12 protein-coding genes and 1 riboswitch are annotated in these 12,474 nt (G+C 72.9%); of the genes, 9 read left to right on the plus strand and 3 right to left on the minus strand.

Going from position 1 to position 12,474, the window contains the following annotated elements; all coding sequences use genetic code 11:
* Nucleotides 1–20 precede the first annotated feature (20 nt).
* From H343_RS0114090 to H343_RS0114100, 3 genes are all read left to right on the plus strand, one after another.
* Nucleotides 21–1,742, plus strand: coding sequence for an FAD-dependent oxidoreductase (locus H343_RS0114090; protein ID WP_028431684.1), 1,722 nt, complete (start codon nt 21–23; stop codon nt 1,740–1,742).
* Between the two features lie 97 nt (nt 1,743–1,839).
* Nucleotides 1,840–2,319: a cation:proton antiporter regulatory subunit gene (locus H343_RS0114095; RefSeq protein ID WP_028431685.1), complete on the plus strand. Its 480-nt coding sequence runs from the start codon at nt 1,840–1,842 to the stop codon at nt 2,317–2,319.
* A gap of 4 nt (nt 2,320–2,323) precedes the next feature.
* On the plus strand, nt 2,324–3,499 hold the full coding sequence (locus H343_RS0114100; protein WP_028431686.1) for a cation:proton antiporter: 1,176 nt from the start codon (nt 2,324–2,326) through the stop codon (nt 3,497–3,499).
* Between the two features lie 45 nt (nt 3,500–3,544).
* Here H343_RS0114100 and H343_RS0114105 read toward each other — a convergent pair whose 3' ends face one another.
* The 3 genes from H343_RS0114105 to H343_RS30545 form a co-directional block, all read right to left on the minus strand.
* Entirely contained in the window at nt 3,545–4,474 is a 930-nt protein-coding gene (locus H343_RS0114105; RefSeq protein WP_028431687.1) for an LLM class F420-dependent oxidoreductase, read from the minus strand.
* A gap of 297 nt (nt 4,475–4,771) precedes the next feature.
* Nucleotides 4,772–5,512, minus strand: coding sequence for a class I SAM-dependent methyltransferase (locus H343_RS0114110; protein ID WP_028431688.1), 741 nt, complete (start codon nt 5,510–5,512; stop codon nt 4,772–4,774).
* A gap of 74 nt (nt 5,513–5,586) precedes the next feature.
* On the minus strand, nt 5,587–6,900 hold the full coding sequence (locus H343_RS30545) for an MFS transporter (RefSeq protein WP_078505592.1): 1,314 nt from the start codon (nt 6,898–6,900) through the stop codon (nt 5,587–5,589).
* A 279-nt stretch (nt 6,901–7,179) separates the two neighbouring features.
* Nucleotides 7,180–7,310, plus strand: a riboswitch (FMN riboswitch).
* 222 nt (nt 7,311–7,532) lie between these two features.
* On the opposite strand from H343_RS30545, the gene ribD reads away from it, so the two are divergent.
* From ribD to H343_RS0114145, 6 genes are all read left to right on the plus strand, one after another.
* Nucleotides 7,533–8,684 (plus strand): bifunctional diaminohydroxyphosphoribosylaminopyrimidine deaminase/5-amino-6-(5-phosphoribosylamino)uracil reductase RibD, encoded by a 1,152-nt coding sequence (ribD, locus tag H343_RS30550; RefSeq protein WP_051265250.1) that lies wholly within the window; start codon nt 7,533–7,535, stop codon nt 8,682–8,684.
* The gene (locus H343_RS0114125; RefSeq protein WP_028431689.1) at nt 8,685–9,341 is read left to right on the plus strand and encodes a riboflavin synthase; all 657 of its coding nucleotides are present in this window, start codon (nt 8,685–8,687) and stop codon (nt 9,339–9,341) included.
* A complete protein-coding gene (locus H343_RS0114130; protein ID WP_028431690.1) occupies nt 9,338–10,012 on the plus strand; it encodes a nicotinamide mononucleotide transporter family protein in 675 nt (224 codons plus the stop codon). Before H343_RS0114125 ends, H343_RS0114130 begins: the two co-directional genes overlap by 4 nt.
* Before the next feature lie 101 nt (nt 10,013–10,113).
* A complete protein-coding gene (locus tag H343_RS0114135) occupies nt 10,114–11,463 on the plus strand; it encodes a bifunctional 3,4-dihydroxy-2-butanone-4-phosphate synthase/GTP cyclohydrolase II (RefSeq protein ID WP_486586897.1) in 1,350 nt (449 codons plus the stop codon).
* Nucleotides 11,464–11,557: 94 nt separating this feature from the next.
* Complete coding sequence (gene ribH, locus H343_RS0114140; protein WP_028431692.1) at nt 11,558–12,043, plus strand: 6,7-dimethyl-8-ribityllumazine synthase; 486 nt, start codon at nt 11,558–11,560, stop codon at nt 12,041–12,043.
* 34 nt (nt 12,044–12,077) lie between these two features.
* The gene (locus tag H343_RS0114145; protein ID WP_028431693.1) at nt 12,078–12,350 is read left to right on the plus strand and encodes a phosphoribosyl-ATP diphosphatase; all 273 of its coding nucleotides are present in this window, start codon (nt 12,078–12,080) and stop codon (nt 12,348–12,350) included.
* Nucleotides 12,351–12,474: the final 124 nt, after the last annotated feature.

Raw genomic sequence — 12,474 nt, forward strand, 5'->3', positions numbered from 1 at the left:
GACGAGAGAGGCACGCCCCGATGACGTCAACGGTGCCCACGGCCGTCCACGAGGAGCAGCCGGCAGCCGCCGCGACCGCGCCGCCGCTGACCATGTTCGGCCCCGACTTCCCCTTCGCCTACGACGACTTCCTCGCCCACCCCGCGGGCGTGGGCTCCGTGCCGGCGACCGAGCACGGCAGCGAGGTCGCCGTGATCGGCGGCGGCCTCTCCGGCATCGTCACCGCCTACGAGCTGATGAAGACCGGGCTCAAGCCCGTCGTCTACGAGGCCGACCAGATCGGCGGACGGCTGCGCACCGCCTCCTTCGAAGGCGAGGAGAACCTGACGGCCGAGATGGGCGCGATGCGCTTCCCGCCGTCCTCCACCGCCTTCCGGCACTACGTGGAGCTGACGGGCCTGGAGACCCGTCCGTTCCCCAACCCCCTCGCCCCCCACACCCCTTCGACCGTCGTCGACCTCAAGGGCAGCCCGCACTACGCCCGTACGCTGGAGGATCTGCCGCCCGTCTACCACCAGGTCATGGACGCCTGGAACGCCTGCCTGGAGGACGGGGCGGACTTCTCCGCCATGCAGCGCGCAGTGCGGGAGCGCGACGTGCCGCGCATCCGGGAGATCTGGTCCCGGCTGGTGGAGAAGCTGGACAACCAGACCTTCTACGGCTTCCTGTGCGACTCGCCCTCCTTCTCCTCCTTCCGGCACCGCGAGATATTCGGGCAGGTCGGTTTCGGCACCGGAGGCTGGGACACCGACTTCCCCAACTCCATCCTGGAGATCCTCCGGGTCGTCTACACCGGCGCGGACGACGACCACCGCAGCATCGTCGGCGGCAGCCAGCAGCTCCCGCTGCGGCTGTGGGAGCACGAGCCGGACAAGCTCACCCACTGGCCGCGCGGCACCTCGCTCGCCTCACTCCACCCCGGCCGCACCCACCGTCCGGCCGTGACACGCCTGACCCGCAATTCGGGCAACCGCATCACCGTCACCGACGAAGGCGGGAACATCCGGACCTACCGGGCGGCGGTCTTCACCGCGCAGTCCTGGATGCTGCTCAGCAAGATCGACTGCGATGACGCGCTGCTGCCCATCGACCACTGGACGGCCGTGGAGCGCACCCACTACATGGAGTCCTCGAAGCTGTTCGTGCCCGTCGACCGCCCGTTCTGGCTCGACGAGGCCGTCGACGACAAGGGGCTGCCGACCGGCCGGGACGTGATGAGCATGACGCTCACCGACCGCATGACGCGCGGCACGTACCTGCTCGACGACGGACCGGACCGCCCCGCCGTCATCTGTCTCTCCTACACATGGTGCGACGACAGCCTCAAGTGGCTCCCCCTGAACGCCAACGAGCGCATGGAGGTGATGCTCAAGTCCCTCGGTGAGATCTATCCCGGCGTCGACATCCGGCGCCACATCACCGGCAGTCCGGTCACCGTCTCCTGGGAGAACGAGCCGTACTTCATGGGCGCGTTCAAGGCCAACCTCCCCGGCCACTACCGCTACCAGCGGCGCCTGTTCACCCACTTCATGCAGGACCGGCTGCCCGAGGACAAGCGCGGACTCTTCCTCGCGGGTGACGACGTCTCCTGGACGGCGGGCTGGGCGGAGGGAGCGGTGCAGACCGCGCTCAACGCCGTGTGGGGCGTTCTGCACCACTTCGGCGGCGGCACCGACCCGGCCAACCCGGGCCCGGGAGACGTCTACGACGAGATCGCGCCGGTGGAACTGCCCGAGGACTGACGCCTCCTCAACCACGCCGGGGCGGGGCGGGAGCACGACCCCGCCCCGCCCCGCCCGGTGACCGGGTCACGGGCGGAGGAGCCCCGATGATGGGGGCATGGATGTCAACGAGGTGCTTCTGCCCGGCGTCGGTCTGCGTTACGAGTTCACCAACGAGGACGGCGACCGTGTCGGCATCATCGCCCGGAGAACGGGCGAGTTCGAACTGGTGGTGTACTCCGCCGACAACCCCGACGAAGGCCGGCCCGCCCTGCGGCTCACGGGCGACGAGGCCGACGTCCTCGCGGAGATCCTCGGCGCCCCGCGGATCGCCGAGCGGTTCGCCGACCTCACCAAGGAGGTCCCCGGACTCGGCTCCGGACAGGTCGAGGTGCGGGCCGGTTCCCCCTTCGACGGCCGCCCGCTGGGCGAGACCAGAGCCCGGACGCGGACCGGCGCCTCGATCGTGGCCGTCGTACGCGGCGAGGAGGTCACCGCCTCTCCGGGCCCCGGCCACCGGCTGCGCGCCGGGGACGTGCTGGTGGTGATCGGGACCCGCGACGGCATCGCCGGCGTGACCCGCATCATCGAGGGCTGATCCCGTGCACACCTCCGTCGCCCTGCTGCTGGAACTCGGCACCATCCTCGTCGCGCTCAGCGTGCTGGGCGCCCTGGCGCGGCGTTTCGCGCTCTCGCCCGTGCCGCTGTACCTGCTGACGGGAGTGGCCCTGGGCGAAGGGGGAGTGGTGCCCGTGCCCTCCGCCGGCGAGTTCGTCGACATCGGGGCCTCCCTCGGTGTGGTCCTGCTGCTGCTCGCGCTCGGACTTGAGTTCACCATCCCCGAGTTCACCGTCAGCCTGCGCCGGCACGTGCCCTCCGCCGTCGCCGACCTGCTGCTCAACGCCCTGCCCGGCGCCGCGGCGGGCTGGCTGCTCGGACTGGACGCCCCGGGCATCCTCGCCCTCGCGGGCGTCACCTACATCTCCTCGTCCGGCATCATCGCCCGCCTCCTGGGGGACCTGCGGCGGCTCGGCAACCGGGAGACCCCGGCCGTGCTGTCCGTGCTGGTGCTGGAGGACTTCGCGATGGCCGTCTACCTCCCGGTGCTGGCCGTGACCGTCTCGGGCGGCACGTGGCGCCAGGCCCTGCTGGGGGTGCTGATCGCGGTCAGCGCGGTGACGGCCGCCTTCGCCGCGTCCTACTGGTGGGGCCGTCACCTGGGCAGGCTGGTCTCGCATCCGGACTCGGAACAGGTGCTGCTGCGGGTGCTGGGCATCACCCTGGTCGTGGCGGCGCTGGCCGAGGCCGTCCACGTCTCCGCCGCCGTCGGCGCCTTCCTCGTCGGCCTCGCCCTCACCGGCGAGGCGGCGAACAAGGCGCGTGCCGTGCTCAGCCCGCTGCGGGACCTGTTCGCCGCCGCGTTCTTCCTCGCCATCGGCCTCTCCGTCAGCCCGCGGGACCTGCTCCCGCTGCTCCCCGTCGCGCTGGCGCTCGCCGTGGTCACCGCGGCGACGAAGGTGGCCGCCGGCTGGTACGCCGCCTCCCGGGACGGAGCCGGGCGGCAGGGCCGGCTGCGGGCGGGGACGGCGCTCATCGCCCGCGGTGAGTTCTCCATCGTCATCATCGCCCTGGCCGGCACACAGAACAGCCGCCTCGGACCGCTGGTGACGGCCTATGTCCTCATTCTCGCCGTGGCAGGCCCCCTCGCCACCCGCTTCGTGCGAATCCGCCCCGCGCCCCCGCCCGCCGCGCGGGCCCGGGACCTCCCGCCCGGCTGACCTCCGGCACCGGACGGAGCCCCGGCCCGGACCGCCTCCCGTGCGCTACATGCCCGCCTCCCGCACCGCCGCGTACAACCTCCGTGCGGAGTCCAGCAGTTCCGACACGTCGCGGGACGCACCCTGCAGATCCACGATCACCTCGTCCACCCCGGCGGCGACGCCCTCGGCGAAGTCCTCGACGATCTGCTCCACGCTGCCCTGGTGCTGCCGCCGTCCGCCGTCCAGCGGCTTGTCGGTGACCCGTACCGCGCACCGCTGCACCAGCGTCAGGGAGTCCGGGTCCCGCCCGTGGCGCTCGGCCAGCTCACGCACCGTCGCCCAGGTGCGCGCCACCACCGGGTGCGGAGCGAGGGAGGGCAGCCAGCCGTCCGCACGGCGTGCCAGCCGGTCCAGGGTGCGGTGGTTGCTCGCGGCCAGCAGCACGGGAACCCGCCCGGACACCGGCTTGGGGCCCACATCGGAGGGCGGGAGGCGGGTGCGGATGCCGTCGTAGGAGGACGGGCCCTGACCCCACACGGTGTCGCAGACATCCAGTGTCTCCTCCAGCAGCTCACCGCGACGGCCGAAGTCCGCGCCCGCCGCGGCGTATTCGTCCCGCGACCATCCCGTGCCGAGCCCGGCGACCAGACGGCCGCCGCTCGCCGCGTCCAGGGAGGCGAGTGTGCGGGCCAGGTCGAACGGCGCGTGCAGCGGTGCCACCAGCACGGCCGTTCCCAGCCGCACCCGCCCGGTGACCGCCGCGGCCTGCGCGAGGGTGACCAGTGGGTCGGCGACCCGCCGGAAGCCCTCCGGCCAGGGGCGGCCCGGCACGCCGTACATGCCGTCGACCGGGTCCTCGGGCACCAGCGTGCGCTCGAAGACCCACAGACTGCCGAAACCGCACTCCTCGGCGGCGCGCGCCACCTCGGTCACATCACGGCTCGGCTCGTACTGCTTCATCTGCGGCAGACCGAGTCCCAGTCCCAGCGTCATCCTTGCTTCCTCCGCACGTCCCGCCTCCCCACGTCCGCGCCCCGTGCACGGACGGCCGGCCTCCGTGGCGGCGGACGCCCTCCGCGCCACGCCGCCTTCGCTGATCTGCTGGTTCCCCGGCGGCGGTGCGCCCACGCGTCCGCCGGCGTGTACGAGGAGAGTGGCGTGTACGAGGAGAGCGGAGGGAGGACAGCGGCGTCGCGGGCACCGGCCCGCCGTGCGGGCCCGCGCCGAACCGGTCGGCGAACTCCCCGGCAGGCCACCGGAGCGCAGGCGGGTGACGCCCGGCGGCCGGCCTCAGGCCGGCTTGCGCCACACGGAGATGTGCTTCGCGGAGTCCTGGGTGAACGGTGTCCCCTCCCAGTCCGCGACGCGGCGTTCCAGATCGAGCCCGGCGATCCGTGCCATCAGGTCGAGCTCCGCCGGCCAGACGTACCGTTGCCGGCAGGTGCCGCGGCGGTAGCGGCCGTCGTCGCCGTCGCGGGTGAAGTGGTGGGAGACGAGAGTCTGCTCGACAAGATCGAGGGTGTCGAAGCAGAGATGCTGCTCGGAGACGTCGAACGGCACCGCGACCTGGCCGGGCGGCAGGAACCGCAGCGGCGGCACGCCCAGTTCGACGACGAACCGGCCGCCTGGCGCCAGATGACGTGCGGCGTTGCGGAAGCACTCGACCTGCTCGTCCTGCGTGAGCAGGTTCGCGATGGTGTTGTAGACGAGATAGACCAGGGTGAACTCGCCGGGGACGACGGTGGTGGCCATGTCCCCGACGGCTACCGGGAGCGCCTCCTCGTCGATCTTGCGCCGCAGGACCGCTGCCATGTGTTCGGAGAGTTCGACGCCCACCACCGGCACGCCGCGTTCCCGGAGCGGGACACCCACGCGTCCGGTTCCGATGGCGAACTCCAGCGCCCTGCCGTCTCCGGCGAGTTCGGCGAGGAAGGTGAGAGCCGGTCCGAGCACTGCGGCCGAGGAGTTCTCGGCCTCCTCGGCGTCGTAGCGGTCGGCGGTCGCACGGGTCCACAGCTCACTGCTCGTCACGGGCGGCCACTCTGCCGGGTGCCGGGGGCGCTGTCGACGCATTTTCCTCCACCGGCTCCGGGCGGGCGGGCACCTCACGGCCGTCTGCTCCCGGCCTCCTCGTCGCTCTCCGTGCCGTCGGCCGCCTGCTCCGTGCCCGGTGCCGCCCGTGGCGGGGCCAGGTCTTCCCTTCCGGCCGCCGGGCCCGCTCCCGCAGCCGCGGGATGCGGCCCGGTACGCAGCACCCCGGCACCGAGGACCAGCCCCAGCAGCAGCACCGTGACCAGCCCGAAGGAGACCGTCAGCGAGGTCGCCTCCGCTATCCACCCCACCGCCGCGGGCGCCGCCAGTCCCGCGGCGTAGGCGAGCGTCGCCACCCCCGCGATCTCCTGGCCCGGAGAGCCCGAAGTGGTACGGCCCGCCGCCGCGAAGCACAGCGGCACCACCACGGCGACACCCACGCCGATCAGGGCGAAGCCCGCGACGGCCGGGGCCGGCGTCTTGGAGAGGACCACCAGGGCGCTGCCGGCCGCCGCCACGCATCCGCCCGTCCGCACCGCCCGCACCGCGCCCATCCGCCGTACGACCGCGTCGCCCACCAGCCGCGCGACGGCCATCGTGCAGGCGAAGGCGGTGAACGCGGACGCGGCGAGTCCCCGGCCGGCGTCCGTGACGTCGCGCAGGTAGATGCCCGACCAGTCCATCGAGGCGCCCTCCGCGAAGACCGCACAGAACCCGATGAAGCCGATCGCCAGCGCCCCGCGCCCGGGAAGCGCGAAGTTCGGCGGCTTCTCGGCACCGTGCTCGCCGTCCCCGGCGGCGCCCTCGGGGGACGCGCGTACGTCCAGCGCCCACCGGCTGGCGACGGCCGCCACCACTGCCAGGACCGGCCCGGCCACGGCGAGTTGGACCCGGCCGTCCAGGCCCGTGTGCGCTGCGGCGGTGCCTGCCGCGCCGCCCAGCAGCGTGCCCACGCTCCAGATCCCGTGCAGCCCGGACATCACCGAACGTCCGTAGCGCTCCTCGATCTGCACGCCGTGCGCGTTCATCGCGACGTCCATCAGGCCCAGCCCGCACCCGTAGACGAACAGGGCCAGGCACAGCCACAGCAGCGAGGGGGCGAGCGCGGGCAGTGCGACGGAGGCGCAGCACAACACGGAGAGCCACGCCATCGAGCGACGCGGCCCGTAGCGGTGTGCGATGCCCGCCGAAAGCGTCATCGCGGCGGAGGCGCCCAGTGTCAGGAAGACCAGCGCGACGCCCAGCCAGCCCGGACCGAGAGCGAGATGCTCTCTCATCCAGGGGATGGCTGTCGCGAAGCTGCCGCTGACCGCGCCGTGCGCGGCGAAGACGACCGAGATCGCGCGACGGGCCCTGCGGGTGGCGCCGTCGATGGCGGTCTGCTGCATGTACGGGCTCCTCCGGCCTGTGCGTCTGTGTCCCGCGCCGTACGCGCGTCCACTTCCGCGCGCCGCTTCTGCCCGCGCGATCCGGGACACTGTACGGGCGGTCACACGCGGCGGGACAAGGGATTCCGGCAACGGGACCGAACCCGTCGAGCGGCGGTGGCGGAAGCGGCGGTGCCGCCGCGGCGACCGTGGTGCGTGAGCGGTCTGTGAGTGAGCACACAGACCGCGGCAGCATGGGCCGCCCGGCGGCGTGGCAGACTGGAGGCGTACCAGTGACGTCAGCGCACTCCGGGGTCGGTGAAAGTCCGAACCGGCGGTTACAGTCCGCGACCCGTTCGCCGCCAGCGACCGGTTGACCAGGTGAGATTCCTGGACCGACGGTGAAAGTCCGGATGGGAGGCAGTGCGCGGCGGGCCGAGACCGGTACACCGCCGTATCCGGGCGGTGCGTCCGCGTCCTTCAGGGACGGGGCGGCCCCTCGGGAACTTCCCCTCCCTCCGGCGGTGTTCTCCGACCCGGCCCGTACACATCCCACATGCCCCGGAGTCCGTGCCCGAAGAGGCAGGAGAGACCCGGTGGCCACCGACGCCGCAGTGTCATCACCGTCCGCCGAACCGGCCGAACGTGCTGCCATGCGCCGAGCGGTCGAACTCGCCGCGCGCGGGCTGGGATCCACCAGCCCCAACCCCGTCGTCGGCTGCGTCGTGCTCAGCCGTGACGGCCGCCCCGTGGGTGAGGGCTGGCACCAGCGCGCCGGCGGTCCGCACGCCGAGATCCACGCCCTCGCCGAGGCCGGCGACGACGCCCGCGGCGGCACCGCCGTCGTCACCCTCGAACCCTGCGACCACACCGGCCGTACCGGCCCGTGCACCACCGCCCTCATCGAGGCCGGGATCGCCCGCGTCGTCTACGCGGTCGCCGATCCCGCCTTCGGGGGCGGGGCTGAGCAGCGGCTGGCCGAGGCGGGCGTGGACGTCGAGCGGGGGCTGATGGCCGGCGAGGCCGCGGCGGGCAACGCCGCGTGGCTGACCGCGATGCGGCTGCACCGTCCTTACGTGGTGTGGAAGTACGCCGCCTCGCTCGACGGCCGCATCGCCGCCGCCGACGGCTCCAGCCGCTGGATCACCTCCGAGGAGGCCCGCGCCGACGTCCACCGGCTGCGTGCCCGTACCGACGCCGTGATCGTCGGCTCCGGGACGGCACGTGCCGACGATCCCCACCTGGCGGTGCGGGGCGTGCCGGGAGCCGAGCAGCCCCTGCGTGTCGTGGTCGACACGGAGGCGGCGGCCGTACGTCCCGGCGCGCGCGTCCTCGACGACGCCGCACCCACCCTCGTCGCCGTCGCCGAGGACGCCGCCGCCGGTGAACTCGAGGGCGCCGCCGAGCTGTTGCGGCTGCCACGGGCCGCCGGCGGACGCGCGGGCCTGGACCTGGCGTCGCTGCTGGAGGCGCTGTACGCACGCGAGATCCGCTCGGTGCTGCTGGAGGGCGGCCCGACGCTCGCCGGTGCCTTCGTGCACGAGGGCACCGTGGACGAGGTCATCGGCTATGTCGCTCCCGTACTGCTGGGCGCCGGACCCACCGCGCTCGGCGGCGCGGGAATCGTCACCATCGCGCAGGCGCTGCGGTTGAAGGTGACCGAGACCGTCCACACCGGTCCGGACCTGCGGATCACAGCGGTTCCCGCTGCCGCCGCCCGCGCCGGGACCGCTGCGGGCGCCGCTGCCGCCGCCGTGTCCACCGCCGCTCCCGTCACCCCCGCCGCTGCCACCGAGGAGTCCTGAGTGTTCACCGGAATTGTCGAAGAGCTGGGTGAGGTCGTCGCCGTCGGCGAACTGCCGGGCGCCGCCCGCCTCCGGGTGCGCGGCCCCCTCGTCACCGACGGCGTGCGGCACGGCGAGTCGATCGCGGTCAACGGCGTCTGCCTGACCGTGGTCGAGGCCGCCGGCGGTGAGTTCACCGCCGACGTCGTCTCCGAGACCCTCTCCCGCTCCTGCCTGGGCGCCCTGGTGGCCGGCTCCAGGGTCAACCTGGAACGTCCGATGGCCCTGGGCGGCAGGCTCGACGGTCACATCGTGCAGGGGCACGTCGACGGCACCGGCACGCTCACGCGGCGCACCGCCGAGGGGACGGTGGAGGTCGCACTGCCGCCGGAACTGGCCAGGTACATCGTGGAGAAGGGCTCCATCACGGTCGACGGCGTCAGCCTCACCGTCGTCGAGGCCGGTGACGAGCACTTCACCGTCAGCCTCATCCCCACCACCCTGGAGCTGACCACCCTCGGCCTCAAGAAGCCCGGAGAGACGGTCAACCTCGAGGTCGATGTGCTGGCCAAGTACGTCGAACGGCTGCTGACCCACGACGGGCGCCGGCGGGAAGGCGGCCCGGGCGGCTCCGCGGGCGGCCGGCAGCAGGGGGACGCGAAGGAAGCCCTGCGGTGAGCGCCTTCGAGTGGCTCAACAGCCAGGCGTTCACGGCATTCGGCCAGCACGTCATCCACTCCGACCTCATCGGCAACGTCATCGGCCTGGCCGCCCTCGCGCTGGGCTGGCGCCGCTCCCTGCTGACGTGGCCCGTCCAGGTGCTCTCCGGCGTCGTCCTCGTCTGCGCGTACGCCTCCGCGCAGCTCGCGGGCGGTGTGGGCAAACAGCTCCTGGTCATCGTCGTCGCCCTGTGGGGATGGCGGCAGTGGCGGCGCGGCAGGGAAGACAGCCGGGACGGTTCGGTGCCGGTGCGTTTCGCGAGCGGCCGCGAGCGGGGAGTCCTGCTCGCCGGCACGTTCGTGGGGACGCTGGCCGTCGGCTCGCTCTTCACGCTCGTACCGGCGCTGTCGTGGAACCCGTGGCCGGACGCGTACATCTTCGTCGGGACGCTCGCCGCGATGACGGCGCAGGCGCGGGGACTGGTGGAGTTCTGGTTCGCCTGGCTGCTGGTCGACCTGGTCGGCGTCCCGCTGGCCTTCAGCAGCGGACTCGCCTTCTCCGGACTGGTCTACGTCATCTACCTCGGACTGGTGCTGTGGGGCCTGCGCAGCTGGTGGCTGCGTACGCGGACGGCCTCGGCGCAGACGCCCGCCGGGGAGCGGACCTCCGCGGAAGGAGCACTCCCGTGACCGGAGCGGACCGCGCGGACCGGCAGCCGTCCCGTACGTCCCGTACATCCCGTACGACCCGAACGATGGCCCCGAGCGGGCCGGACGAAGGAGCCGCAGGCATGAGCGCAGGTATGAGCAGCGCGGAGACGGGCGCGGCCCCGGGCCGGTACGCGGACCGCGACGCGGCGGGCGTGCCGGAGGGGGAGGGCCCGGAGGAGTTCGCCCTCGACCCCGTCGAGCGTGCCATAGCCGACATCGCGCTCGGCCGGCCCGTCGTGGTCGTCGACGACGAGCACCGGGAGAACGAGGGCGACCTGATCGTCGCCGCCGAGCGGATCACCCCCGAGATCGTCGCCTTCATGATGAGCGAGTGCCGTGGCCTGATCTGCACGCCCATGGAGGCCGCCGACCTGGACCGGCTCGACCTGCCCCAGATGGTCGAGCGCAACTCCGAGGCGATGGGCACCGCCTTCACCGTCTCCGTGGACGCCGCCGCCCGGCACGGCGTCACCACCGGCATCTCCGCCGCCGACCGCGCCGCCACCATCCGGCTGCTGGCCGATCCCGGGTCGGCGGCTGCCGATTTCGTACGTCCCGGGCACGCTTTCCCTCTGCGCGCCCAGCCCGGCGGTGTCCTCGCCCGGGCCGGACACACCGAGGCCGGAGTGGACCTGGCGCGGCTCGCCGGGCTGCGTCCCGCCGCCGCCATCGTCGAGATCGCCGGTGAGGACGGCACGATGCTGCGGCTGCCCGAACTGCTGCCCTTCGCCCGCAAGCACGGCCTCGCCGTCATCTCCATCGAGGACCTCATCGCCTACCGCCGCCGCGACGCCGAGCCCACCGTCCACCGCGAGGCGACGACCCGGCTGCCGACGCCGCACGGCGAGTTCAGGGCGTACGGATACCGCTCGGCGGACGGCGTCGAGCACATCGCCCTGGTCGCCGGCGACCTCACGGAGACGGGCGGCGAGGACGTCCTGGTGCGGGTGCACTCCGAGTGCCTCACGGGCGACGTCTTCGGGTCGCAGCGCTGCGACTGCGGCACCCAGCTCGACGCCTCCCTGGAGCGCGTCCAGCGCGAGGGCCGAGGCGTGGTGCTCTACCTGCGCGGGCACGAGGGCCGGGGCATCGGGCTGATGTCCAAGCTGCGCGCGTACGAACTCCAGGAGCGCGGACGCGACACCCTCGACGCCAACCTCGAACTGGGGCTGCCCGCCGACGCGCGCGACTACGCCGCGGCCGCCCGGATGCTCACCGATCTCGGCGTCCGCTCGCTGCGGCTGATGACCAACAACCCGGAGAAGACCGCGGCGCTCACGCGGTACGGGCTGCGGGTCGACGCGCGGGAGCCGATGCCCGTGGAAGCGGGCGAGCACAACGTCCGCTACCTGCGCACCAAACGGGACCGCATGGGCCACGATCTGCCGTGGCTGGACGCGGAACCCGCCTCCCCGTGCGGCACCCAGTGACGGCGGGGTGACCGTCCCCACAGCGCGGGCACGGCCCGCGGGCAGGGCGGGCACAGATGACGAGAACAATCCGGCGAAAGAGGCGAGGAGCAACGTGAGCGGCAAGGGCGCCCCCGAACTGACCGTCAAGAACTGCGGCGACCTGCGTGTGGCAGTGATCGCCGCACAGTGGCACGAGGAGGTCATGGACGGCCTCGTGGACGGTTCGCTGCGTGCGCTGCGCGAACTGGGCATCGATGAGCCCACGCTGCTGCGCGTCCCCGGCAGCTTCGAGCTGCCCGTCGTGGCCAAGGTCCTCGCGGACCGCGGGTACGACGCGATCGTGGCGCTCGGCGTCGTCATCCGCGGCGGCACCCCGCACTTCGACTACGTCTGCCAGGGCGTCACCCAGGGGCTCACCAAGGTCTCAGTCGACTGCGCGGTCCCCGTCGGGTTCGGAGTGCTGACCTGCGACACCGAGGAACAGGCCCTGGACCGGGCGGGTCTTGAGGGCTCCACCGAGGACAAGGGCCACGAGGCGGTCACCGCCGCCGTGGCCACGGCGGCGGTGCTGCGCGCGGTGGCCGAACCCTGGCGCTGACGGCCGCGGGAGGGCACGTAGAGTTGGGGGCACCATGGCGAACAAGACATTCGAGGAGCTCTTCGCCGAGCTCCAGCACAAGGCCGCCACCGGCGACCCCATCACCTCACGCACCGCGGAACTCGCCTCCCAGGGCGTGCACGCCATCGGCAAGAAGATCGTCGAAGAGGCGGCCGAGGTGTGGATGGCCGCCGAGTACGAGGGGGACGAGCGCACCGCGGAGGAGATCTCGCAGCTCCTCTACCATCTTCAGGTGATGATGATCGCCTGCGGCGTCTCCCTCGAGGACGTATACGCTCACCTCTGAGTCCGCCCCGGCACCCGCCGCGCCCGTCCTGCGGACGCGGACACGCCCCGGCACACACAGCACTCCGGCACACACAGTACTCCGGCACATCCGGGCAAGCGCCCGCACCACACACGCAAAGGAA

The sequence above is a fragment of the Streptomyces sp. TAA204 genome, assembly GCF_000424965.1.

Excerpts from the sequence above, each read along its gene's own strand:
- H343_RS0114090 (WP_028431684.1), top strand. The coding sequence starts at position 21 with ATGACGTCAACGGTGCCCACGGCCGTCCACGAGGAGCAGCCGGCAGCC.
- H343_RS0114095 (WP_028431685.1), top strand. The coding sequence starts at position 1,840 with ATGGATGTCAACGAGGTGCTTCTGCCCGGCGTCGGTCTGCGTTACGAG.
- H343_RS0114105 (WP_028431687.1), bottom strand. The coding sequence starts at position 4,474 with ATGACGCTGGGACTGGGACTCGGTCTGCCGCAGATGAAGCAGTACGAG.
- H343_RS30545 (WP_078505592.1), bottom strand. The coding sequence starts at position 6,900 with ATGCAGCAGACCGCCATCGACGGCGCCACCCGCAGGGCCCGTCGCGCG.
- ribD (WP_051265250.1), top strand. The coding sequence starts at position 7,533 with ATGCGCCGAGCGGTCGAACTCGCCGCGCGCGGGCTGGGATCCACCAGC.
- H343_RS0114135 (WP_486586897.1), top strand. The coding sequence starts at position 10,114 with ATGAGCGCAGGTATGAGCAGCGCGGAGACGGGCGCGGCCCCGGGCCGG.
- H343_RS0114145 (WP_028431693.1), top strand. The coding sequence starts at position 12,078 with ATGGCGAACAAGACATTCGAGGAGCTCTTCGCCGAGCTCCAGCACAAG.